Raw genomic sequence first — 24077 nt, forward strand, 5'->3', positions numbered from 1 at the left:
CTCCCATATGCCTGATGCATGAATAAAATGGTATAGGTTGTACCCACCTTTTTTTCGAATATGCAGCTTATTTATTTAAGTCTATCTATAATTTCATTTATTTGATTAATATGCCTTTGTTCATGTAAGTACAGTGATTTAACCCATTCAATTAATAACATCTCTTTAAAGACTGGGTGCATAAAATGTCTTTTACTCAGCACTGACTCGTCTTCTACTGTATTTAATAGTTCAAGTAACTTCTGTCTTGAATTGTTTAGTTTCTCAATGATCTCTTCATATTCTAAAAATTCATCCGTTGGTTTAGCAATGTCAGGAGCTTCTAGCTTTTGACTTCTATCAAGTAGAAATTCGACTGATTTATTTTCTATAAATGAATCTTCTTTGCTCTTTAACCCTTTCTTTATAGCTACGACATATAATTCCTCTGTTTTAAAAAGGTGTTGACAAACCTGACTAATACTCCAACTGTTTAAGTCTTTCTGGTTTAATTGATCTCCGCTCAACCCAGTAAGAATTCCAAATAATTCGTCTCTGGTCTCTTTTAATTTTTGTTTGATTTGTTGAAGCTCCATAAAAAACTCCCTTTCTTTAATATTTTGCGGATATTTCCTATAACGTTCTTGTATTCACGAATCCTAACCCCTTAAAGGAGCAGAGCGACTGGCTACCATGCATTTAGGTGGTGCAGGGTTGTCTGCCTGAAATGACTTCTTCCATGTCTCTGGCAGACCAAGGGGTGTAAGCCGCGTTTCGTGAATATGGTGTTATCAGATGTCAATATCTTCTTCGAGTAATTCTACAACGCACTTCATTAGTTCCTTCATTTCACTTCGTTCTTTACATTTCTTATGTATTAAATTTAAATAATATCCCCTTTTTCTTAGCTACAAAGTGCTTAGAAAAAGGGGATGTATTCTGCTTAAAAATGCTTATTATATACATGGATAAGTCGAATATATGTTATCGCTTATAGTCAGGCTGCTCCAGAGTAATAGGATTCGAATTGCTGAGAACCCAATGCACTGCCAGCTCGCACAGTCTCGCAGGTTCATCGCTGCCATTTCCGTTGTGAAGTTCTTTCACTAATATTCCTGCCTCCTGAAGTGAAGCGGGATTTAATGGTGTACCCAAGCTAAAGTAATGTATCAAACGATTGAGCATTTTACGATATTGATGATCCCAATTCATACCGCCATTATCTAAAATTTCATATGACACTTTACCAGTAATCCGGATAACCTCACCCTGTACGGTTTTCGCATGTCCTTTTGAAGGAATGAGTAAATTCCAGAGTTCATGATGTTGTGCCTGCCATCCCTTTGTTGATACTGTTATCGAAGAGACGCCGTCGTGCGTCTCTCGCTTCTCTACTGGAGGAACATCAAATAGCTCATATAGACGTAAAAGTGCCTCATCGGTTTGATTCAAATATTCTTTATTAAAACCTTCTCTGTGAAATTCAAAGTCGTTTCCGATTCGCTTAATAGAGTCTTGCATCTCCGGCGTTACAGTGGTTCCAGCGTTTAGCAAAATATCGGCAACTTCCGCCATATTGACAATATCCGCGTTCCTGCACATGGCCAAAGCTTTTTCTAATGGAGTCTGTCTCATCTTATTTGTTGCGCTGATATTAGCGCCTTTAGCAACCAACGTGTGAACCGCTTTTGGTTTAAATGAACCTGCGGCGGCAAATAACGGTGTCTCGTTCTGATAATCAACGGCTTCCAGATCTGCACCCAAATCAAGGAGCAGCTCCGTATGACCGCACCAACTCATTGCATGCTTGTGCAGAGGCGTTGCTCCGTAATTGTCTCTAGCATTGATATCAGCACCCTGTTCCACGAGCCAGCGAACCAATTCATTCGGTACTTGGTAAAAGCTCAAGGCTGTTGATTTACTGTAACCGCCACGGGCATCCAATTCGCATCGGGTAAATACCTCTTGTAATGCGGATAAATCGCCTGCTTCAATGAGTTCGTCAAAATTTTTCGGTAAGGTTTTTTTCTTCTTGCCCATATGTGCTTTCTCTCCTGACGTCAGAATTTATATATCTTCTTCATTTCGATAAAAATCCTATATTTTACCATTTTTCACTCGGATCGAGAGGCGAATAGCCCAATGCGTCAATAATAAAGATTGTATCTATCCTGCTTGCAATTGGACTTTGCAATATTAATAACCTCCCATGAAAAACATAAATGATTTGTTGGTTTAATAAGTTGCACTAATTTCTGATAACGTTCCTTATTTACGACGAGAGCCGGCCTTAGATAGCTCCTATCTTAGGTCGGCTCGATGTCATCCGAGTTATCTTCCATGATTATACATCGGACGATCGAGGGGTGTAAGCCCCCGCAACGCGAATATTATGTTATAGATGTATCTCCTGCCTTCTTGAACTGCTAACATGATGTTTATAAGGCGTCATAATAAATGTTTTTTATGTATTTTCGATCCCCATAACGGATTTCTTTTGGATAATCTTCGCTGTTGATCTCCAACTTCAGTAAATCATCATGACTCTCTTTTGTTTTACTTTTAATCTCTGCCCCAGAATGAATATTATATAGTATATTCCTTATCTGCTTATCATATTTAATTTCACAACGGACTCCTAATTTCACCATGTTATGCTGATCGGTAAAATCGTTAAACAAATCTATTAATATAAAACTATCCTTATCATCTTTCTTAAAAAAGACAAAAATGTCTCCCTTTCCTGCCCTATGTGGTCCTTCACCATAAGATAAATATTGGTTATGCAATTCCATCTTATTAAAACCAATATCTAGTTGTCTCATTATTTCTTCTAAATTGAATACCTCGTCCGTTTCATCTATCAAATCAAAAAACGGTAGATAAAAAGAAAACTCAATATATCTCTTCATACTTAATTTCCTTTCATTTCCCTCGGCAAGCGAAATGCGATACGGGATACTCTTTCATCTTTACGTTGGGTAGGCTACGCCAAGTATTTGCCCTGCGCAGCGGAAAAGGCGCTCGGCTGCCAACCAAAGTCTACCCTGACTGCAGTTAAACAGCAGGGTTATTTTTTGGGTTTTGTTGAATGAGCCGTCTTATCTTCTCGCTTTTTCAAATAAATATAGAGTAGTATGCTTCCAAAGAATGATATTTCAACTGCCCCGGTAAGAATCCTCATCCATCGCGTTTCTTTAAAATCAAATAAGATATGTCCTATACAGTATACTGCCGATAGCATGATAACCCATTGAAGTAGTGACTTTTTCATTTGCCAGTCTCCCCCTCTTAGTGACTAAATAGTCTAATAATTCTTAATACTTGATTAAGGTAGCATACACTGCAAAGTATGATTGTGGAATTTTGGAGTTAAAATGAAACGGACTAGCGCGACTAGTCCGTTTCTGTTGTTCATATTAGGTCTATTGAACTTCTAGTGCTTTTTTAATTTTATCATTCAAATCTTTATCTCTCGATATAGTAATGTATTCGTCCGATTTATTAAAATAATTCTCTGAGCCTAGGATTAATAGTTGTTCTACACCATTCTCTGAAACGACATATTTATATTCCCCACTATCAGTTGCTTCCTCTACTACAATATCTATTTCCTTGCCGTTCTTATGTTCAAGATGTACAAGTTCGAATATTCCCATATCAGATTTAATGTACATCGAGTAATTAGGATTTGCATTGAAGAATGCAGTGTACTTAGAATTATGAATTTCTTGAATTTTGAGCCCCTCATTGTTTAAAAGATCGAGTATCTCCTTAGCATGTTGATATTCGCTTGGTACAACTAATGGCTTTGATTCCTGTTGCGAACACCCGAGAGTCAGGGTGCTTAAAATGAACACGAAAATGATACAGATCTTTCTCAACAAAAAATCACCTCTTAATCATATACTATTAGTAATGTTAAACATTTACAAGTTCTTAAGATCACTAACGACCGGTTTTTCCTGTTTCGATATCCAGCAATACGCTTCAATACCCATCTGAGCGTTGGAATTGCCTTTCGTTTCATTGGAATGGTATCTGTTACAAATAAGGTTTTACACGAGTCTTTGCGGCTGTCTAAATACTGTTTCAACCATACTTAACACTACCAAGTAAATACAGCTGCCACTTGAAGCATGCCGGCTCCACGCAATTCGACCGTATTAAACCAAAGACCACATGATCCCTGATTAGGGAATCTTGTGGTCTTTTCGCTCTGCTTTTTTAGTTTCCGCGGTAACCTGAGAGCAAATGCTTCACTTAGAACGAATGGCTCCCTTTAACCGGGGCTTCATGTACTCCGCATAAACTTTGAGTTCAGGTCAATCTTCGTACCAAGCGTCCGGGATCATCTCACGTTCCAGTACCAGCAGTTCTTTGATGATCTGGTCCGCGTCGCTGATGGAATTCACGAGCGGATCCGTCAGCATCGCTCTCCTCAGCTTCTCGTAGCTCTGTTCCACGACGGCCTCAGCCGTAAGCTCATGCGTATCCAGCACAAGCTCCTGCATGCCTCGAATTCCCCGCGGCATCTCGCCTACGTGGACCGGCTTTGCCCCTTCCATGCTTACGTCGCACAGGAGCTCCAGGAACGAGCCGTCGCTCATGTTCGTTACCGCCCCGCGGTTGAGCGTGTTGATGAAGAAGCGCTTCCCTAGATTTCCCACCATATTTTCGATAATGTCCGTCGCATGATCCGGGCCGAAAGTGCTCATGTAATCGGCAATCGGAATGTTCCCCGAGAGGAAGTCGTCCACCTGTTGCCACATCTCGTCGTGTCGCTGATATCGGTCCTCCGTCTCCCAAATCGATAACGGCGGAATGGAGTCCCGCGTCTTGCCGAGAGCTTGCCAGTACCGGACATACTCCTTTGTATGGGCCGTGCAGGTAGGAATGTACCCGAAAATATCGTACAGTTCATACGTGATGGCGTCGTTATGAAGCGCTTTTGCGCCGTGGTCGCCGCCATTGTTCTCTTCGCCAGCCGCCTTGCGCATGGCCTCCGCAATCGCAGGCATGACATTCTTTCCATCGAACTCCGCTTTCAGCAGCCACGTGAAATGATTGACGCCGGCGACGCGGAAGTCGAACTTCCGGTCAATCTCCGCGGTGAACTCGCTTTGGTCCCCGATAATGCCGGCCCGCACGGCATAATGGGCCTTCTTATGCGGCATATGATGGCTGTCGCACAGCGCGAACGATTTTAGCTTCGGCGCATATCGGTGCAATGCAATACCATGGACGGTAGATGGGTTAATATAGTTGATCACCCAGGCCTCGGGGCATAACTCCTCGATGTCTTTGGCGCATTCCATAATGACCGGCAGCTCCCGCATCGCTCGGAATATGCCGCCCGGTCCGATCGTATCTCCGGAGCACATGCGGATGCCGTACTTCAAAGATACTTGGCAATCGATCCCCCGATATTTCACCGATTGTTCGGCAAAGCTGAGTACAACGAAGTCGGCCCCGGGAAGCACCTGTCTTCGGTCCGTCGAGCCCTCCACCTTCAAGGAGACGTTGTTCTCCCGAGCCACCATCTGGGCAAGTCTCACCATTTTCGACAGCCTTTCCTCATCCGTATCCACCAAAGCAAGCGTTCCCCGATTTAGGTATGGGGAGTGGACCATCTGCCATATGGACTGACGACCGAAAAACAGGCTGCCTGCTCCGATGACGACCACCTTCGGCTGCTGCATGTCGGAACCATTCATGATTAACCCTCCTCATAGGATATAAGTCCATTATAGGAGAGTGGCCGAAAAGCGGAATGTACGATAGTTATCAAAACATGTCATATAGTATGATAATTCACATCTCATAAATTCTTTAGTATACTTGCTTAAAACCAAGAATGTCATACGGTAGAGGAGACAGTGGAAATTCGATGTGCGCCAAGAAAATGAACATGAGTATAATCAACGAACTCTCGGAGTATATAAGTCTCCGGATGAGCTCCTATTTAGAACAGGCTCATGATCAGGGCTGGATCGAACACAAGTCGCATCCCGATTACGATCTCTGGTTCATTCAATCGGGCTCGGTGAAGATCACCATCGACGGGTTCGAACATACGGCTGTCCCGGGAGACGTGGTGTTTTTTTACCCCGATATGCCCTACATCGCCTCGACGACCGAGGATGTTTGCCGGTTCTTATACATACATTTCGATTTCGGCATCGGAGAACAACAGCGAATTTTGGGCGAGTTTCAACTCCCGGGTATTGTGGCGGGCGACCTGATCCGGGAGGAGGCGACACTGTTCACCAAAGCCTACCATCGATTGAAGCAAGGCAGCGGGACGTCGGGAAACCAGCTCTACCTAAAGGCTTCTCTTCTCGTCGTGATGGCTAAGATTCTCGAGCTTCACGGGCAAGGTGCCTACGCCGGCAAATTTCTGAATGGCAGGAAGCCGAGAAAAACAGAAGGAAGCCTGGATGTCTTGCAGGACGTATTCCAATACGTGGATGCGAACTTGCAGCGTTCCATTCGGATGAACGAGCTCGCGGCGATTGCCGGCGTCTCCGAGAAGTATTTTATCTCCTATTTCAAGAAAACCGTGGGCATCACGCCAGGGCAATACATTTCCCAAATCAAAATGAACCGAGCAAGGGATTATCTCTACGAAAAAAAATATACGATCCAGCAGATCGCCGGCTTCCTTGGCTATCCGGATCCGTTCACATTTTCGAAAGCCTTCAAGAAATATTACAACGTGCCTCCTTCGAAATTCGAGTAGCCAGACTTCTCTCTCTTTTGCCGATCATGACGCATCATAGAAAAAAATCCCCTCCAGTCAACAGTGTTGAGCCCATGATACCATGGACTCTTTTTTCACTGTCTCCATTAAGGGGATATTACAACGGAAAAGAGCTCTTTATTTCACGTCCTTATTCTTTATCAAAATAAACGGTTTTTCCTGTTTCTGCGGATATATACACGGCCTCTAATATTTGTGAAACAATCATCGCTTCCCTCGGTTTAACCAAGGGTTCGGTATCGTTCACGATACTGTGAATCCATTGTTTGGCTTCATACTCGAAATCGGTCAACTCTTCTCCCCTGAATTGTTCTCGTGCATTCGGATTCACCTCGATTTTATTCAGGAACAAGCTCCCGTCCCTCTCGCCATTGATGCGCAGTTCATTTTTAGCAAAATCCGCTCCTCCCTTCGTTCCGCACAGCAGGTTGCCGCCACCTTCCGCAATGTTAAGGGCCCAGCTGGTTTCAATGATGACCGTCGCTCCATTTTTAAATTTCACATACCCGAAGGCCGAATCTTCTACCTCGAATTCGTTTGGATCCCAGGCCCCCCATTCGTTCGCGGCATTTTCGGTATACTTCAGTTTATGGAAGACACTGCCGACGACGCTCTCCGGTTCATAGTTATCCATCAACCATAGGATCAGATCCAGGGAGTGGGTTCCAATATCGATCATGGGACCGCCACCCTGCTTCTCTTTATCCAGAAACACGCCCCATGTCGGAACGCCTCTTCTTCGGGTAGCGACCGCTTTTGCAAAATAGATATCTCCAAGTTCCCCATCGGCAATCATCTTTTTTAACAGCTGGCTTTTGGCGTTGGAACGATTCTGGTACCCGACGGTAAGCTTCTTGCCTGTTCGCAAGTGGGCTTCGTACATCGCTTTGGCCTCCACACCTGTGACGGCCATTGGTTTTTCGCACATGACATGTTTGCCGCTTTCGAGCGCATCAATGGAAATCGTCGCGTGCGAGCTGTTCGGTGTTAGCACATGCACGACCTCAATCTCTTCCATGGCAAGCAGATCGTTGTAATTCGTAAACACCTTTGCGTCTGGCGTGCCGTATTTTTTCGCGGCTTCCTCTGCTCTTTCCGGCTTCAAGTCGCAGAAGGCCACCATCTGTACGTTGTCTAACTTGGATAAACACGGCATATGTTTCCCGTTCGCAATCATTCCGCAACCGATGATCCCTACTTTTACGGTTCTCATGGAATTCCCTCCCTCGCGTTATTTGAACTCTACCGTTCGGTTTTCCTTATGAGCGATGTATGCCGCTTCCAATAGCTCCGTCAATTTCGTTCCCTCTTCCAAACCGAAGGGCATCGGCTTGTCATGAATTAAGGCATCCGCCCATTGGATGATCGGAAGCGGCTGCTCTTTAGGGAGTTGAGTGGGTGAGATCCATCCGGAAAAGGGGGAATCGAGCTTCTTCGAGATGACTCTAACGGTATCATCCGAGATCATCAAGGTGCCCTCCGTACCGTAAATCTCAAGTGCAGAAGGGGTTCTGTACGTCACAAGGCTTGTTTCGACCAGTGCGACCGCATTGTTGACGAACTCAATGGAGCACTGCGCATTATCTTCCACTGCACGATGGGTGAAATAATGAAACATGGAGGTGATTCGTTTGGGCTGACCCAATATCCAGCTGGCTAAGTACATCGGATGACATCCCAAATCCATCATCGCTCCGCCGCCGGTTTGCTTCTCATCGTACCAGTATTCCGGGAGCCAATTGTTCAATGCGCCGTCGTGGCCGTTCCGAATGCGCAAAAGCGTCACGTCCCCCAATACATGGTCATCGATCAGCTGCTTCGCGAACAATTGGTGAGGCCTTGTGCGAGCCGGAAATGAAATGCAGAACTTGACGCCTGCTTTGCGTACCGCTGCAGAAATTCGATTACATTCTTCTACGGTAAGAGCCATGGCTTTCTCGGTAAAGATGTGTTTGCCGGCCTCAGCCGCAGCTACCATGACGTCGGCGTGCATGCTTGTAGGAGCATCCACCACGACCCCATCGATGTCTTCCCGCTCTAGCAGCGTATCCAAATCCGCTTCAAAATCCGTTCCCAATTGGGCAGCCCATTCGCTTCCCCGTTCAGGCTGTTCGTCCCAGACTGCCGTGAGTTTGACGTTACCGTGAGATAGCAACCTTCTTGCATAATCATCTGCATGCACATGCCACTTACTTAACATCGCAACGTTCAACATGCGTTTCCCCTCCGTCATCGTTTGTATTTTTTTGCAAGATTTTAGTTTTCTTCAAAGGGAGGTGGCGTATAACTTGCTCCAAATGGCGCATCAGGCCTTGAAAAATCCCCCATTAAAGCTCTTCGCACAGGCGTAGTTCTTTGCATAAAGTTGACATCGTTATGAAAACGGTCCGAGGGCTTTACCCACGGAGGGCTATAGATGTAATGCATGGTATAGCGGTCGTAATCCCAATTATGTTCGTGCGCCCGATGCCACACGGCGTTGTGAAACACCAGGACTGATCCTGCAGATGCACATATCACATGGCTGATCGGCGTACCCGAATTTGCTGTCCGGATCGAATCCGGTAGTGGAACGAGACTGCGGTGGCTGCCTGGAATGAGCTCCATATTCCCCATGCCGGGTTCTTCCTGATCGGTCAATAAAAATGAAGCACGGAGCTGAATAAGGGGGACTGGGTACCCCAGATTCTTAAAATCGAAAGCGCTGGATCCGTCTTGATGCCAGCCTCCCATCCTCCCCCTTGCCGGCTGCATCGTATTCCACCCGGACTGCATAATGAATCGATCGCCAAGTAAGCCCCTTATCTTCGGTAAAACCGATGGATGATCCATTAAGTTTTCAAGAGCGTGTTCAGACTCATACCCTCTGCCGACTTGACCCCAACCGACTGTACCTGCCGCTTCATGAATTCGAATGGATGCCTGCAGGCATTCTTTGACCTCCTCTTTCGACAGCACATTCGGAATGACAAAATAACCCCACGATTCGAACATAAACTTATCGAGTTCAGTGAATGCGCCTGCTGAAACGACCGGGTTTAACATGAGTTGTCCCCTCTCTTGCGACTGACCTAATATTCATGAAATATTCGGGATGGCAGTGACACCATCCCGCAAACATCTTCACTAGAACCCGACATCATCTCGTTCTGCAGCTTTTTGAGCCACGAACTCCGCCATTTCTTCCACGCCGGCCGCTCTGAATTTTTCTTGAACGCTATGAAGCATATTGAGAGCTTCTTCATCTGACCCTGCAAAAAACGCTTTCTTAAATTCCTCATCGAAATTCAAACTGCTGGTTTTATCGATATATTCCTGATATTTAGGCCACTCTCTTGCAAGGTAGCTGGCGCTTACCTTGTCTATGATTTTGATCGGCAATCTTGCCGAGAAGCTCTCCTCCAGCTTTTGCCACTCCGTTTTTTGATCTTCGGGCGTAGGCCAAGTGACTTCATTGGAGAATGCCCCGATGAACCTGCCTGGAAGATAATTGAGCCCTGCGTCTCTCTTCAGATCCGGGTTTTCATCGAATTGTTTTTTCACATCCGGAATCCATTGAGGTATCCCGTTCTCCATGTTGTAGTGCGTTCCTTCGATCCCGAAATACGCAAGCAATCGGCCTTCTTCGCTGTTGACATAATCAATGTACCGCAAGGCCGCATCGGGATCTTTGATGTTAGCGCTTAAGAAAAGGGCAGGGAATCCGGAACGGCCGGGCTTTTCCACTTGCGTTCGAATCTCTCCGCTCTTATTCTTCATCGGTCCGAGTAGTTCATATTGCATTTCCGGATTCGTTTTATACAGCGTTTTTTGTAAATCCGCTAACATAGGCTGGGCTCCGAATACGGCAAGCTTGCCCGTCGTCAGCTTTTCATTCGCTGTTGTACTCGTATTGTTGAAGGCTTCAAGATCAAACAAACCTTCCGTTAATAACTTTCTCATGTATAACAATCTAGCTTCATGATCCTTGGACTGCGTCCAGTGAATCAGTTTGCCATCCACTTCACGGTAGTCCGAAATCGTGTAATCCGTCCATCCGGCAAGGAATTGGCCGTAATCCCATCCGTTCCACATGGTTCCGGCAGGGATGACCGGCTTCCCGCCAATATCCTTGAAACCGCCATCTCGAATCTTGATCAATAGATCAACTAGTTCTTCTTGCGTATCAATATCCTCCGCTTTTACATTTAAAGCTTTCAGGATATCTCCCCTGGCAAAAAGGCCGTAATTCCAATTATGAATGCTCTCAGGGGTACCGTCCGGGGTCTCCGTAGGAATGAGATACGTTTTGCCTTCAAATTCGGGACTATTGAGATCGAACTCGGCAAAATCCTTCGCGATCCCGGTAGTCACAAGTCTTTTAATATTCGGGTATTTATCGAGATAAGGGGTTAAATCCAGAAGCTGCCCTTCCATGGCCGCCTTCTTGATGACTTGTCCTTCTCCTCCTGTCGTAGACCAGAAAGGTGCGTTAACGATATCCGGAACCGTACCGGAAGCAAAAATGGTGTTTAGCTTTTCTACTTCGCTTGTTGTGATGGATTCCAGTTTCAACGTGACCCCGGTTTTTTCCCTGATTTGTTGGGCTACGGGATTATTCTCCTGGTCCTGCGGGAAACCGGCTCCGCCACCGTTCCAAGCACTGAGGAAAGACAAGGTCACCGGTTTTATTTCTTCAGTACCTTGCTCCTTCGGACCTGTGTCAACCGTACCTGCATCCTCCCCTCCGCCTTTTCCCGTACATGCCGTCATGGTTGCTAGAAGCAGTAAAGCGATTAGTGTCATGCCAAGAACACTCCTGCGCTTGTTCTTCCTCATCCTACAATCCCCTTCCATTGGAAGTTTTTTTATATAAAAGGCATAGCCTTTTATACCGACTACTCCTTAAGAGAACCTACCAGTACGCCTTTCACAAAATATTTCTGAAGAAACGGATACACACAGATGATCGGCGTCGTTATAATGATGACGAATGTCATCCGCAAGGCTTCCGGCGTTACGCCTCGCAGTTCCATCTGCGTCTCGGTCATGTTTTGTATGGCGGATCCGCTATTTCCCGACGACGACGTCATCGACTGGAAAGACGCTTCGCTGATCATCTTGTTCAGGAACGTAGCGGCAGGCTGCAGCTTTTCATTCTGTATGAAAAACTGACCGGTAAACCAGTCATTCCACACGCCCACCCCGACAAACAAAGCAATGGTAGCAAGCACCGGCATCGATAGAGGCAGAATGATTCGGGCAAATACCGACAACTCGCTTGCGCCGTCGATTCGAGCGGATTCCGACAGACCTTCAGGGATCCCGTCGAAGAAGGTTTTCATGATAATCGCATTGAAAAAGTTATATAGGGACGGCAGCACCAGCACCCAAAACGTATCCAGGATGTGGATTTGCCGAAACAGGATGAACGTCGGAATCAGTCCGCCGCTGAACAACGTGGTAAAGAAAAAGAAGAATACGATGTATTTTCTTCCCGGCAAACCTTTCCGCGAAAGGGCGTAGGCTAATAAGGCCGTCAAAAACACGGAGGCAACCGTAACCACAAGGGTTCGGGTAATGGAAATATAGAAGGAATTTAGGATCAAAGTGTTGCTAAAAGCTTTTGCATAGTTTTCTAATGTAAACACTCTAGGGAAAAAATAGATTCCCCCCTTCATCGCATCGTAACCGTCATTGAAAGACAGGGCTAGAAAATAGATAAATGGATATAGCGCCGTAGCGCAGAATAAAAGCAGCGCCGCATAGTTAAGCGTCATATACATTTTGTCTGCCGGCGACAGCCTACTTGCACCCATAACACACACCTCCTCATCTTCAGTGCTAGCTGATTACCATAACGATACGTTACTCACGCGTCTGGATATATTATTGACAGCAACAATGAGCAGCAGCGAGATCGCAGATTTGAATAAACCGATGGCCGTGGAATATGCTAATTGCCCCTGTTGGAGGCCTGTTTTTAAGACATAAGTGTCCAAAATCTCCGAGACGCTTAAGGTTGCCGGGGACTGCATCAGCCAGATTTGGTCAAATCCCGCGTTCAGTATTCCGCTGAGTGAGAAAATAAGCAATATGGCGATCGTTGGCGTAAGACATGGAAGCGTGATCTTAAATAGTTTGCTCCACCTTCCAGCCCCGTCGATTTCCGCTGCTTCATACAAGTGTGGATCGATATTCGTTAACGCGGCTAAATAAATGATCGAACCCCAGCCTACACCTTTCCAGATGTCGGATATGAGGACCAATGGATAGAATAATTCCGGCTTTCCCATAAAAAAGATGGGATCCAAACCCATTTGGTACCGAATGTCATTGATAAGCCCTACGTTCGGAGACAGGATTTTTTGAAGCAAGGTAACGACAACGACCCACGAAACGAAGTGCGGAAGATAGGAAATCGTTTGAAACACTCGTTTGATTTTTTTGTGCATGACGGCATTGAGCATTAAGGCTAGGATCAAGGGAGCTGGAAATCCGAAAATAAGTTTAAGGGCACTAATGGATAACGTATTTCGGAGCACATCATAAAAACTGGAATCGTTTAAAAACTGCTCGAAATATTTAAAGCCCGCCCACGGACTCCCCAATATCCCCAAATTGAATTTGTAGTCTTTGAATGCGATGATAATGCCGTACATCGGATAGTAAGCAAACACCAGGAACCAGATGATCGCAGGAAGCAAAAATAAATATATATGCCTGAAATACCATATTCTAGTTAATTTCTTATTCTTTTTTAATTGCTCAAATCCAGGGATAAGAGCACCCTTTGGTACCATTCTCCGAACACCTCCTACATCTTCGTCGTATGGGATTTTATAGATGGCTTTTCGTTTCGACGGGTTATAGCGACTCTCTCCCCCTCCTTCACTGCAAGCGGTTTCAATTTTATAGTTTAAATATATTCAATATGATGTAGGAAACATTCCACAATTTCTTCATTTGGGTAAAAAGTAACCTTAGGGTATAGATAAACAGGGGAAGAGCCCTTTTCCCTTCCTTCTTTTGAGGCGTTCTTATTCCTAGGCAAGGTTACATTATATTCAATATATCCTTATAAAAAAGGGTCTGATCAAAAGTATGATATTGAGATGTAGCGACCTGCGAATGGATGGAAGAGCTTCTGTTGGATTTCTTTATTGATTTGATTTTGGGAAACTATTATGGGGTGGGATTTCATGAGAGGAAGTTATGGCTGACCTAGTAAAAGAGTCCGCGCAGCCATCGCTTCCATTGTCAGGCTCGAATAGAAAGCGCATCGGACTCGTTATTAGGTTGCATATATAGGAAGAAGCAGATGTTGGTATCATGAAGTGGATGAAAGGTTTTTTCCCGTCGTCTCGCCAATGACCAATTCCGGCTCCACTAGGGTTTTAACGAATTTTCCGTGTTGCCCGTCTTCACTGTTAATCACCTCAAGCAGCGTGTAAGCTGCACGGTAGCCCATGTCTCGTTCAAACTGTTTAACGTGCGTGAACGTGCTATATCCTTCGATGATGGAAGTCGGATCGTCAAAACTGATAATGGAAATGTCCTCAGGCACCTTCAATCCGGCTTGACGCGCAATCTGATAGATTTTTACTCCAAGAATTCCATTAAGCGTAATATAAGCCGTTGCCATTCGATTTTTGATATAGCGGTACAATGGATGGGTTTGCTCAAGGCTTCCGATTTCAAAACCGGTTACGATATGGGCAGGGTTAATGAGTGCCCCCTTTTCCTTGAAGGCATTCATATATCCATCGATCCGTTCTTGAACGGTTACGGTTTGTATGGGCGAATCGGAGCAGATGGCGATATCACGATGCCCCAGCTCCCACAGGTAATTGACCGCCATGTTAGCGCCAAGCCTGCCGTCCGATGCGATATAATGCGTTTCCACCCCGGGAAGGTAACGGTCGATGAGAACAAACGGAAACCCCGCAAATTTCATGCTTAATATTTCCTCGTTGAATAATTCCTCGTCCACCGGGAAAATCAATAACCCTTCCACTCCGATGTTACTGCATGTCTGGATCGCCTCTTTTTCCTTATCAATATCGCCCTCTGATAAATAGATAACGCAGCGGTAATCGTTCTCATTCAGTGCTTGCTGAATACCTTGTATAAGCCGAATCGTAAAATAATCATAAATGCTGGGCATAATGAGCCCTATCAACCGCGTCCCCATTTCTCCGCTAGTCTTATGGACAGGTTTTGCGGTACTTATAGGAGGAGTGGCCGGCATTTGAGATTCGGGCTCGCTTACAAAAGTCCCCTTTCCGGGCACCCTGGTTATGATTTTTTCGTTAACCAAGCCGGCCAGGGCATTAACGACCGTAATCTTGCTTACTCCAAAACGCTCCATGAGTTCCTTTTCCGTAGGTATACGGTCTCCAACCTTCAGGACCTGCGACGATATCAAGTCGCGTATATACTCTTGAACCCTTTGATACAATGGCATTCTTTCCGTAGAGCTCAATTGAATCACCACATTTCATTCAATATGTTTAATATATACGTTACGAATGGTGCAAGCGTTTTATTCCATACTCTAATTATGGAAACAGCGGCAGCCATGGACGAGAAAATAAAGTCCTGACTGCCGCTGTTTTTTTATTGATCTATCATATTCGTTAGCTTACGCGGGAAAATCAAATTTCGGAGGGAGCTCTTCCCTACGACTTCCTTAAGAGCACTTACTATACCCGCAGTTCCCGCACGTCTTGCATCCCTCGATGTTAATCAAGGACGCCCCGCCGCAGGACGGGCACAAATCCAGCGACATGCTGCCGCCTGCGTGCGCGCCATGTCCGCCGTGGCCCGCAGCTGCCGTTGCCCCGCCTTCGCCTGCATCGGCAGGCGCCATCGTGGCTGCGACCGGTGCCGGATCATGGTCATGATCCGCCTCGGCGTTGTTGGCCACGTGCGTCTCGAGCGCCTTCGCCACGGCGTCGGCGATGGACTCGACGCGGTTCGCGCCGAAGCCGATCGCGCCGGTGCCGCCGATGCCCTTGAGGTGCTTGATCAGCAGCTCCACCTTGTTGCCGTGGTCCCCGTAACGGAGGAACAGGGAGCATACGCGGCCCAGGGCTTCCGCCATCGCGAACACATCCGATCCGGCTTTGCCGACGTTCAGGAAGATTTCGCTTGGAATGCCGTCCAGATCATTGATTGTGATGTAGGCCATGCCGAACGGCGTGTTCATTTTATAGGTTGCGCCGCGCAGCACTTGCGGACGCTTCTTGTATTGTTTATCCAGTCCGCTCTTGCTCGGCGAGGCTGTCACGACCACGCTTGCAGCAGCCGGCTCCACGCTCGCCGTTTCCTCAGCGGCTTGGCCTGCCGCGCTTTGCTCCAGCGCCGCTTCCGCGGTAGAAGCTGTTGTCGCTTCGGCGGCTTTGTCTTCTTTTTTCTCCGTCTGCAAGACCTGCACGTCGCGGCTGCCGTCGCGGTAGATTGTAACGCCTTTGCATCCCAGATCGAATGCCAACTCATACAGGCGTTTCGTATCTTCAACCGTGAAGTCGGACGGACAGTTCGCCGTCTTCGAGATGGAGCTGTCCACCCAGCGCTGAATCGCCGCCTGCACGCGGATGTGATCCTCGGCGGAGAGACTCATCGCGGTGACGTAATAGTCCGGAAGCTCTTCGCCCGGATGGCTGTCCAGCCAATCCTGAGCAATCGGCACGAACTGCTCGTCGAAGCCGAGACGGCTTTGACGGAAGTATTTGAAGGCAAAGTACGGTTCGATGCCCGTCGAAGTTCCAACCATCGTACCCGTGCTTCCCGTCGGCGCTTGGGTAATGACGGTAACGTTGCGGGCGCCTTTTTTGCGGACCGCTTCGGCAACTTCCGGATACACCTCGGCCATATTTTTCATGAAACCGCTTTGCAGATACAGTTCGGCATCGAATGCCTGGAACGAGCCCTTCTCCTCGGCAATATCCGCGGATGCAAGATACGCTTCGCGCGCGATGAAGCCATACAGCTTATCCAGGAACTCCAGCGATTCCGGGCTGCCGTAACGGATGTTCAGCTTGATCATCAGCTCGGCCAGACCCATTGTTCCGAGGCCTACGCGGCGCTCTTTTTTCTGGTTCAATTCGTTTTCTTCGAAATGGTAAGGCGTCCGGTCGATGACATTATCCAGGAAACGCACGGAGTAACGCGTCGTCGTAGCCAGCTCATCCCATGCGACGTCATGATTCGCTTCGTCGTAGAACTTCGACAGGTTCATCGCGGACAGGTTGCATACGCCCCAGCCCGGAAGTCCCTGCTCGCCGCAAGGGTTGGTACAGATGATCGGGTTGAAATACCAGCTGTTGGACATCTGGTTGTAGTATTCCATGAAGACCACGCCCGGCTCTGCCGATTTCCATGCGGATTCGATAATGGTGTGCCATACCTCGCGTGCTTTAACCGTTTTATATGGAATGATGCGGCGTCCGGCTTTCTTCCATTTATCCAAATCGCCGTCCCACAGCTCATCGTAATCGGGATCGGTGGTATCCGGGAACACGAGCTCCCAGTCCAGATCTTCCTTCACGGCTTTCATGAAATCGTTGCTGACGCATACCGACAGGTTCGCGTTCGTGACTTGTCCCATCGTCTGCTTCACCGTAATGAAATCCTCCACGTCCGGGTGCCAATCGTTCATCATCAACATGAGCGCGCCGCGGCGGCTTCCGCCCTGCTCGATCAGGCCTGTCGTATAACTGAACAATCCGCCCCACGATACCGCACCGCTGGAGGAGCCGTTCACGCCTCTAACGATCGCGCGCCGAGGACGAAGGGAAGACAAGTTGATGCCGACACCGCCGCCGCGCGCCATAATCTCGGTCATCTCGCTCAGGGTTTCCATGATGCCGCCCCGGCTGTCCTTCGGGGAAGGAATGACGTAACAGTTGAACAGCGTCAATTCATCGCTTGCACCCGCTCCGGCCGCAATCCGTCCGCCCGGGACCAGCTTCCAATCATCCAGAATCTCGCGGAATTTCCCGCGCCACTCTTCCTGCAGTTCCGGCGTTGCCTCAACCGATGACATGGCGGCCGCGAGTCGATCCCACATTTCTTCCGGCGTTTTCTCGATGGTTAACGTCAGCTTCTCCACATCCGACTCCACAAGCTCGCCCTTCCGTGTCTTCACGGTGACCTTGCGGCCTTCGCGTTTCACGATTTCGCCAACTTCCTTGGTCGGAAATTTAGGATCATCCTTTGTCAGCACGAGCACCACGTCGCCGACCTTGGCGTTGTTGGTGTCCGCATCCTTCCAGGCATACCGGTCCAAAAAGATCTTCTCGCTTAAACCTTCCAGCCGCTGATTCTGCATCGTACTCAAGTGCAACTACCTCCTATATAAGATATAAAATTTAAAAGATTCCCAAGTATGTGCTCACCAACAACATAACCTGTTATGTAGCCGGTCAAACATCCAAAACCACTATATACACCACATATAGTGCTATTTATTCATTATACTACACTATATATAGGTTAACTATGCCGATAATGTGAAAATTAAGCCGACAGTTCCAAGCTCCCGCGCGCAAGCTTCCGCTTTCTTCCTCTCGCTCTCTTTTTCGCTGATCCCTATGAAAAAAAAGGATGAAAATATCCAATTCCAGCAGCCGTGCGCTCTATAAGGTATTCCGCGGCTGCCGAATCCGTGCAAGGTTATGAAGACTTCTTTTTTCGTCCATACTACATATACACCGCTGGCCCGGAATCTTTCATCACAGGAGGAGATCGACATGAACCAACAGCCATCTGCCGACTCAGGCATGATTTTCGACCCGCGCCTTCCCGTTCCATTGCAGATCGACCGTTCTTGGTTTGACGATCTCTCTGGCCGACTGGACAAAGGAGGCCCTTGGGGTGACTATCGTCTGGCCCAGCTTGCCGTTGAGGGCGAGAAATCGCGCCTCGTTACAAGCTTTGAAGAACTGCAGTGCCTCAAGCACCTTGGCGGTTTATCCCCGCTCCCCCATCAGACCGATACCGCAAGACGCGTTTTGTTCGAGATGTCGGGCAGAGCCATTTTGGCGGATGAGGTGGGACTTGGCAAGACGATTGAAGCCGGTCTTATTTTAAAAGAATACATCGTGCGCGGACTGGTATCCAAAGTGCTGATTCTCGTACCTGCTTCCCTGGTTCTGCAATGGGTCCGCGAGCTGAACTCCAAGTTCGGCATTCCCGCGGTCGCGCAGAAAAAAGCATACTCCTGGGGCAATGACATCGTTGTCGCCTCCATGGACACGGCCAAGCGCGATCCGCATCAGGAGATTCTGCTGAACCAGGAATACGACATGCTCATCATCGATGAAGCGCACAAGCTCAAGAACAAGAAAACATCCAATTATCAATTCATCCAAAAGCTGCGCAAAAAATACTGTCTCCTGCTCACCGCCACGCCGGTGCAGAACGACCTCAGCGAGCTCTTCAATCTCATCACGCTGCTGAAACCGGGCCAGCTTGGCGGCCAGGGACAGTTTGCCGCTAATTTTGTCGTGGATAAACGAAGACCGAAGAACCAGGACCAGCTCAAGGATGAGCTGTCCAAGGTCATGATCCGAAACCGTCGGGGCGAAGGCGAAGTGAAGTTCACGAAGCGGTCCGTCCGCAACGTGGGACTCAGCCTTTCGCCTGAAGAACAGTCATTATACGACGGCGTTACGTCCTTCGTCAAAGATCAGTATCAGGCAGCTGGGGGAAATTTAAGCAGTATGCTGTCGCTCGTCACCCTGCAGCGGGAAGTATGCAGCAGCCGGGATGCCGTCTTCGTGACCCTTGTTAATCTGTCCAAGAAGCTGCCGGAGGACTCTCCGCTGCGCGATAAAATTTGGGAGCTCGTCTATCTCATCAAGGCCATCAAAGCAAACACCAAGGCGGAAAAAGCCATCGAGCTCATTCAGCAAATGAACGAGAAGGTCATCGTGTTCACGGAATATCGGGCCACGCAGGAATACTTGCTCAATTATTTCCGCGATCACGGGCTGGTCTCCGTCCCGTACCGGGGCGGCATGAACCGCGGCAAGAAGGACTGGATGATGGACCTTTTCCGCGGCAAAGCGCAGGTCATGATCGCGACGGAAGCCGGCGGCGAAGGCATCAACCTGCAATTCTGCCACCATATGATCAACTTTGATCTGCCCTGGAATCCGATGCGGGTCGAGCAGCGGATCGGACGCGTGCACCGTCTAGGCCAGACCAATGACGTGAAGATCTACAACCTGTCGACTTCGGGAACCATCGAGGAGCATATCCTGAACCTGCTGCACGAGAAGATCAACATGTTCGAGATGGTCATCGGCGGGCTTGACGTTATCCTGGAGCGCTTCGAGAAGAAGGAATCGATCGAGAAGAGCCTGTACAAAATCATGCTGGAGTCCGGCAATGATGATGAAATCCGCCAGCGCATCAGCACATTGGGCGACTCCATTCACCATATCAAGCAGGACGTCGAGCTGGAAAGCGCGGCCGAAGAAACTCTCAGAGAGGAAGAAGCCTAATATGACCATGACGCCGCAGGAGGTGCAGCAGCACTTCATGGCCTATTTGGAAGCCACCGAATGCACCGTCATCGAAAAATCGCCCGAGCATGTCACCGTGAAACTGTCGCCGCAGGCAGACAAAATGCTCACCAACCGCCCCTATTACTGGGGGTTCGTGGAACGTACCGGGGCTCCCGCCGAAACGCTGTCGTTCAACTTCGTGTTTGATCCGGAAAAATACGACGAACGGCTCGCCAAGGCGGAAGAAGCCAAAGCCAAAACCCAGCTTAACGCACCTGCACAGGATCCGCTGCTGGCGCGCTATTACGGGAACGCCCCGGTACTGCCGATCTTGGGGCCAGGCCGGATTCAGCGGGAGAATATCGGCTACGGCAGCAGCCGGCTGGCCCAGATTTGGAATGCCTCCCGCGAAGAGGGCAAATGCGTGTATCTGTTCCAGCAGCGGGATGCAGAACCGCGTCCCCGGGGCCGTTCCACGCCTTATGAGCAGTGGCTGGGCGTCTGCTTCAAGGTGGAGTTCAGCTGCGATCTGAAGCGGGAGGAATTGTTTTTTCTCGGAATCTCGCTGTCCAGCCGCGCGATTACCGAAGACTTCCCCGCCATTCTGCATGGGCGCGAATTGACTCCACGCCTGCCCGAGAGCGTTCACGTCAGACCGGCGGCTCTCACCCTTGAGCAGGCCGTAGCTGCCCTGGAGAATCATCTGATCAACAAACTGAGCAAGCTGGATTACGATTGGGCGGCGAAAGCTAAAGAACGCCTCGAAGACGAGCTGGTGGTCATCGACGGCTACTACGAGGATTTGCTCAAAGAGCAGGACGAAGAGAAAAAGGCGCAAATCGAGGAGCAGTACAAGAACCGCCGGTCGGAAATGCAGTGGCAGTACGAGCCGAAAGTGAGCCTGTCCGCCATAACCTGCGGTCTGTTTCATCTGTGTTCGCCCGTGGGCGCGTCTTCATGACGCCTCTCTACAAAAGCAGGCAAAAAAAGAACCATTCTCCCTTCCCCTGCCGCGACAGCTTGCAACAGCCTTTGCAGAGCTTGTCCGATATGATGATTCCATCACATCCATGGCGCGTAAGGGCCAAGGAAAGGCGGTTAGCGATTTGAAGCTGTGGAACATGGAACCCCATTACCAGGATGACAAGGACAACAAGCGCAAACCTAAATCAATCGACAACAAACGCTTTATCCAATATCTAAGGTGGTCTGCCTCCGTCATCGTAACGGCACTCCTGTGGTTCAGCACGACCCACCCGCAGGCAGGCATGGCTGCGGCTCGTGAAGCAGACACCCCCAATCCTGCGAGCGCCGTCAGTGCGGCAGACGCTCTGCTTGCTGTCCTGTCTGCATCCAGCCTCGCCTACAGCAGCGCCCGGGCTCAAGTACCGGAAAGTTTGGTAGACTTTGCAGAACAGACCGTGGATCAACTATCGGTGCATGCGCCATTTACTGCCTGGGACGGAGCAGAGCTGGAATTCACCCCACTTGGTCCGGGCACGCACGGCTGGCTGGTCACGATTTCCGATCAGGGACTGCCTCAGGGCTACATGATTATCAGCGCAGGAGAAGACGGTGGATATATCTTGAGCGAATACGGGATCGGCTCCACCCTTCCCTTCAGTCAAGCACCGCTGAATGAACGGCTTGCGGCCGAGGGATTTCTGAAGGCCGGCGGATCTTTGCCGAAGGGAAGCAGCGTGCGCAAGCTGTATGACGTATCCCCTGTCTGGCAGGTTCAGCTTCCCGGCAAGAAGCCGGTTTATATCAGTGCACTGAATAGCGAAGTCCTTCCGGCTGAACTCAAGCAGACAACGACGGCGGTCAAGCCGGTATCGGCTTCGATGCCGGCGGCAAGCAAAGGATTGGTAACTTCATCCACTCGCTGGATTGCCGGTGCGCCAACCATTGCAGCCGGCGATTCCCGGGATCCTTACGATAATTTGCTATGGCTGGCCTCAAGCAATCTGACGGCCCGAAGCAGTGCCGATCTGCGTAAATTGCTGCAGGAGCACTCCAGCCTGATATTCAAGTCCAAAAATAGCAACGCCGCTTTCGGAGCCCCTTTTACCTTAAACGGGTGGCACCGCTGGTCGACAGGGATTCAGAAGCATTCGGCAGCGCTCTATGTGTCGGTTCCATTGCGGAACACAGATACCTTCCGCTTCCTGCCGGCATCCCGCTTGATCGGACAAGGCCAGTTCTATGCTCAACCCAAATGACGCGAAAGTACAAGTAAGCGGGCTAACAAGTCCGTCATTCATGCGAACCAACCACAAGCCCTCATGCCTTCAGCATCCCAGACGGACAAAAGGACGCGGCCCTTATCAGGGCCCGCGTCCTTCATCGTTTCACCTGTTTTTTTCAGTGCGTACTTCCGTACTTCCAAGCGTCGACTGCCAGCCAATACCATGCAAAAACATGCCCCAAGTCTGGCATCTGGCTGCACAGGGTGCCATGCGCACGCTGTACAATAGCTGACTTCATTAAGGAACATACAGCAAATGAACAGCAGCAGCTTTACTTTTGCTTTTTTTTGCGCTTGGAGGATACGTCGTCTTTCCACAGCGACATGGAGAACGGAATCATGCCAAACCACCTTGTGGTCCAGGATTCCTTCACCTTCGCCCTGCGCCGAACTTCCTTAGGCGTATCTATATAGTTAACCACGCGTTCGGTAATATATTTGATCAATTCATCTCCGCTTGCCATACGAATCAACTCCTTATGGTTTGTCCACTTCCCAGTATCAGTGTGCTCCATTCCGACCGATTCTAGACTCCTGTTTAACGGCATGATTTTTCTGCCTAATGCACATTCTAATAAAGCCGAAATTTTACGTGAAAGAAGGAATCCATCATGATTAAGTCAGCAGGAGTATGTTTGCTTCTCTTGACGCTGGTACTCCCCGGTTCTGTCACGGAAGCAAGCCCAGTAAAGAAGCAGGCCCTGAAGCTTCCAGCACATGCCGTTCATCCGAAAGTGATGCCGGCAGCCCAGCTTATGTCCGAAACGCCGGAATCAACCCATTCCTCAGGACGGGAAATCGACCAATCACATCTTAAACACCTCCACCCATTTGCACATGATGTCGTGCTGATCGATGTGGGCCATGGCGGAATCGACGGCGGAACGTCGCATGGAGACATTCTCGAAAAAGATATCAATCTGGCCATTTCACGCAGACTGTTCATGCTGCTACGCAAGGAAGGCTATCATGCCGTGCTGAATCGCGACGCCGATTACGCGCTAAGCGACGATAACCGCTGGCATCGAAGTTCCTCCAGGCATCGCCGCGATCTGTCGCAGCGCAAGCAGCTCAGCAGCGAAATCCCGACCAAGCTGGTAGTCAGCGTCCACGTGAACTGGGGGAAAAATGCGTCCAAGCGCGGAGGCATCGTACTGCATCAATCCGAGGGCCGAAGCACCTTGCTCGCGGAAACCATTCAGGAACAGTTGAATCTGGTATATCGCAGCAACAATGGCATCATGGTAGGCAAGCCTTATTATCTGCTCAATCAAACCCAAGTACCTGCCGTCATCGTGGAAACCGGCTTCCTCAGCAATATGGAGGACCGGAAATTGTTGACTAGCCGTAACGGCCAAATGATGATTGCCGAAGCCATTGCTGACGGGATTATCAGTTATTTAACAGCTCTTTAAATTGGAGCTGTTTTTTGTTGGGCGTCTGGCCTACAGAATCCAACTCCCAGGCCTTTAAACCCATATTTATGTTATAAAAACTAACATCAATATGAAAAAAGCATCATTTTTTTCGAAATAATTAGTAGAATTTTCCGATATTTATGGTAGTATATCTAACATAAATAAAAGATAGA

General features: G+C 48.5%; 19 protein-coding genes. 5 read left to right on the plus strand and 14 right to left on the minus strand.

The genetic code is table 11. The features are described 5' to 3' along the window. Positions 1-71: 71 nt before the first annotated feature. From GYMC10_RS22385 to GYMC10_RS22410, 5 genes are all read right to left on the minus strand, one after another. Positions 72-575 (minus strand): DinB family protein, encoded by a 504-nt coding sequence (locus GYMC10_RS22385; RefSeq protein ID WP_015736640.1) that lies wholly within the window; start codon positions 573-575, stop codon positions 72-74. Between the two features lie 388 nt (positions 576-963). After that, positions 964-2019, minus strand: a complete 1056-nt coding sequence (locus tag GYMC10_RS22390) for an ankyrin repeat domain-containing protein (protein ID WP_015736641.1) — start codon at positions 2017-2019, stop codon at positions 964-966. 398 nt (positions 2020-2417) lie between these two features. Then, positions 2418-2891, minus strand: coding sequence for a hypothetical protein (locus GYMC10_RS22395; protein ID WP_015736642.1), 474 nt, complete (start codon positions 2889-2891; stop codon positions 2418-2420). 513 nt (positions 2892-3404) lie between these two features. Then, the gene (locus tag GYMC10_RS22405) at positions 3405-3866 is read right to left on the minus strand and encodes a hypothetical protein (RefSeq protein WP_015736643.1); all 462 of its coding nucleotides are present in this window, start codon (positions 3864-3866) and stop codon (positions 3405-3407) included. 438 nt (positions 3867-4304) lie between these two features. Further along, positions 4305-5696: a glycoside hydrolase family 4 gene (locus GYMC10_RS22410; protein WP_015736644.1), complete on the minus strand. Its 1392-nt coding sequence runs from the start codon at positions 5694-5696 to the stop codon at positions 4305-4307. Positions 5697-5869: 173 nt separating this feature from the next. Between GYMC10_RS22410 and GYMC10_RS22415 the strand changes: the two genes are divergently transcribed. Next, entirely contained in the window at positions 5870-6721 is an 852-nt protein-coding gene (locus GYMC10_RS22415) for an AraC family transcriptional regulator (RefSeq protein WP_015736645.1), read from the plus strand. A gap of 151 nt (positions 6722-6872) precedes the next feature. On the opposite strand, the gene GYMC10_RS22420 is transcribed toward GYMC10_RS22415, so the two are convergent. The 8 genes from GYMC10_RS22420 to GYMC10_RS22455 all read right to left on the minus strand — a co-directional run bounded on the left by GYMC10_RS22420 (position 6873) and on the right by GYMC10_RS22455 (position 18056). After that, positions 6873-7955, minus strand: a complete 1083-nt coding sequence (locus GYMC10_RS22420; RefSeq protein ID WP_015736646.1) for a Gfo/Idh/MocA family protein — start codon at positions 7953-7955, stop codon at positions 6873-6875. Between the two features lie 18 nt (positions 7956-7973). Further along, the gene (locus GYMC10_RS22425) at positions 7974-8957 is read right to left on the minus strand and encodes a Gfo/Idh/MocA family protein (protein ID WP_015736647.1); all 984 of its coding nucleotides are present in this window, start codon (positions 8955-8957) and stop codon (positions 7974-7976) included. Between the two features lie 41 nt (positions 8958-8998). Continuing rightward, on the minus strand, positions 8999-9787 hold the full coding sequence (locus tag GYMC10_RS22430) for a phytanoyl-CoA dioxygenase family protein (RefSeq protein WP_015736648.1): 789 nt from the start codon (positions 9785-9787) through the stop codon (positions 8999-9001). A gap of 81 nt (positions 9788-9868) precedes the next feature. Further along, complete coding sequence (locus GYMC10_RS22435) at positions 9869-11527, minus strand: extracellular solute-binding protein (protein ID WP_015736649.1); 1659 nt, start codon at positions 11525-11527, stop codon at positions 9869-9871. Positions 11528-11619: 92 nt separating this feature from the next. Further along, a complete protein-coding gene (locus tag GYMC10_RS22440) occupies positions 11620-12540 on the minus strand; it encodes a carbohydrate ABC transporter permease (protein WP_015736650.1) in 921 nt (306 codons plus the stop codon). A gap of 33 nt (positions 12541-12573) precedes the next feature. Next, positions 12574-13524 (minus strand): ABC transporter permease, encoded by a 951-nt coding sequence (locus GYMC10_RS22445; protein WP_009590053.1) that lies wholly within the window; start codon positions 13522-13524, stop codon positions 12574-12576. 527 nt (positions 13525-14051) lie between these two features. Further along, positions 14052-15188: a GntR family transcriptional regulator gene (locus GYMC10_RS22450; protein WP_081746250.1), complete on the minus strand. Its 1137-nt coding sequence runs from the start codon at positions 15186-15188 to the stop codon at positions 14052-14054. 225 nt (positions 15189-15413) lie between these two features. After that, complete coding sequence (locus tag GYMC10_RS22455; protein ID WP_410002348.1) at positions 15414-18056, minus strand: adenosylcobalamin-dependent ribonucleoside-diphosphate reductase; 2643 nt, start codon at positions 18054-18056, stop codon at positions 15414-15416. Between the two features lie 421 nt (positions 18057-18477). On the opposite strand from GYMC10_RS22455, the gene GYMC10_RS22465 reads away from it, so the two are divergent. From GYMC10_RS22465 to GYMC10_RS22475, 3 genes are all read left to right on the plus strand, one after another. Continuing rightward, entirely contained in the window at positions 18478-20235 is a 1758-nt protein-coding gene (locus GYMC10_RS22465; protein WP_041622036.1) for a DEAD/DEAH box helicase, read from the plus strand. A 1-nt stretch (position 20236) separates the two neighbouring features. Then, a complete protein-coding gene (locus GYMC10_RS22470; protein ID WP_015736654.1) occupies positions 20237-21199 on the plus strand; it encodes a YqhG family protein in 963 nt (320 codons plus the stop codon). Positions 21200-21344: 145 nt separating this feature from the next. Further along, a complete protein-coding gene (locus tag GYMC10_RS22475) occupies positions 21345-22460 on the plus strand; it encodes a hypothetical protein (RefSeq protein ID WP_015736655.1) in 1116 nt (371 codons plus the stop codon). Between the two features lie 298 nt (positions 22461-22758). Here GYMC10_RS22475 and GYMC10_RS22480 read toward each other — a convergent pair whose 3' ends face one another. Then, positions 22759-22950 (minus strand): YqzE family protein, encoded by a 192-nt coding sequence (locus GYMC10_RS22480; RefSeq protein ID WP_015736656.1) that lies wholly within the window; start codon positions 22948-22950, stop codon positions 22759-22761. A 147-nt stretch (positions 22951-23097) separates the two neighbouring features. Between GYMC10_RS22480 and GYMC10_RS22485 the strand changes: the two genes are divergently transcribed. Beyond that, positions 23098-23901, plus strand: a complete 804-nt coding sequence (locus GYMC10_RS22485; protein WP_015736657.1) for an N-acetylmuramoyl-L-alanine amidase — start codon at positions 23098-23100, stop codon at positions 23899-23901. The last annotated feature ends 176 nt before the right edge of the window (positions 23902-24077 follow it).

Origin of the sequence: Paenibacillus sp. Y412MC10, assembly GCF_000024685.1 — a bacterium.
Lineage (GTDB): Bacteria > Bacillota > Bacilli > Paenibacillales > Paenibacillaceae > Paenibacillus_AQ > Paenibacillus_AQ lautus_A.

Coding starts and splice junctions, on each gene's coding strand:
- GYMC10_RS22385 (WP_015736640.1), bottom strand. CDS start 575: ATGGAGCTTCAACAAATCAAACAAAAATTAAAAGAGACCAGAGACGAA.
- GYMC10_RS22390 (WP_015736641.1), bottom strand. CDS start 2,019: ATGGGCAAGAAGAAAAAAACCTTACCGAAAAATTTTGACGAACTCATT.
- GYMC10_RS22395 (WP_015736642.1), bottom strand. CDS start 2,891: ATGAAGAGATATATTGAGTTTTCTTTTTATCTACCGTTTTTTGATTTG.
- GYMC10_RS22410 (WP_015736644.1), bottom strand. CDS start 5,696: ATGAATGGTTCCGACATGCAGCAGCCGAAGGTGGTCGTCATCGGAGCA.
- GYMC10_RS22415 (WP_015736645.1), top strand. CDS start 5,870: ATGTGCGCCAAGAAAATGAACATGAGTATAATCAACGAACTCTCGGAG.
- GYMC10_RS22420 (WP_015736646.1), bottom strand. CDS start 7,955: ATGAGAACCGTAAAAGTAGGGATCATCGGTTGCGGAATGATTGCGAAC.
- GYMC10_RS22425 (WP_015736647.1), bottom strand. CDS start 8,957: ATGTTGAACGTTGCGATGTTAAGTAAGTGGCATGTGCATGCAGATGAT.
- GYMC10_RS22430 (WP_015736648.1), bottom strand. CDS start 9,787: ATGTTAAACCCGGTCGTTTCAGCAGGCGCATTCACTGAACTCGATAAG.
- GYMC10_RS22435 (WP_015736649.1), bottom strand. CDS start 11,527: ATGACACTAATCGCTTTACTGCTTCTAGCAACCATGACGGCATGTACG.
- GYMC10_RS22440 (WP_015736650.1), bottom strand. CDS start 12,540: ATGGGTGCAAGTAGGCTGTCGCCGGCAGACAAAATGTATATGACGCTT.
- GYMC10_RS22445 (WP_009590053.1), bottom strand. CDS start 13,524: ATGGTACCAAAGGGTGCTCTTATCCCTGGATTTGAGCAATTAAAAAAG.
- GYMC10_RS22450 (WP_081746250.1), bottom strand. CDS start 15,188: ATGCCATTGTATCAAAGGGTTCAAGAGTATATACGCGACTTGATATCG.
- GYMC10_RS22455 (WP_410002348.1), bottom strand. CDS start 18,056: ATGCAGAATCAGCGGCTGGAAGGTTTAAGCGAGAAGATCTTTTTGGAC.
- GYMC10_RS22465 (WP_041622036.1), top strand. CDS start 18,478: ATGAACCAACAGCCATCTGCCGACTCAGGCATGATTTTCGACCCGCGC.
- GYMC10_RS22470 (WP_015736654.1), top strand. CDS start 20,237: ATGACCATGACGCCGCAGGAGGTGCAGCAGCACTTCATGGCCTATTTG.
- GYMC10_RS22480 (WP_015736656.1), bottom strand. CDS start 22,950: ATGGCAAGCGGAGATGAATTGATCAAATATATTACCGAACGCGTGGTT.
- GYMC10_RS22485 (WP_015736657.1), top strand. CDS start 23,098: ATGATTAAGTCAGCAGGAGTATGTTTGCTTCTCTTGACGCTGGTACTC.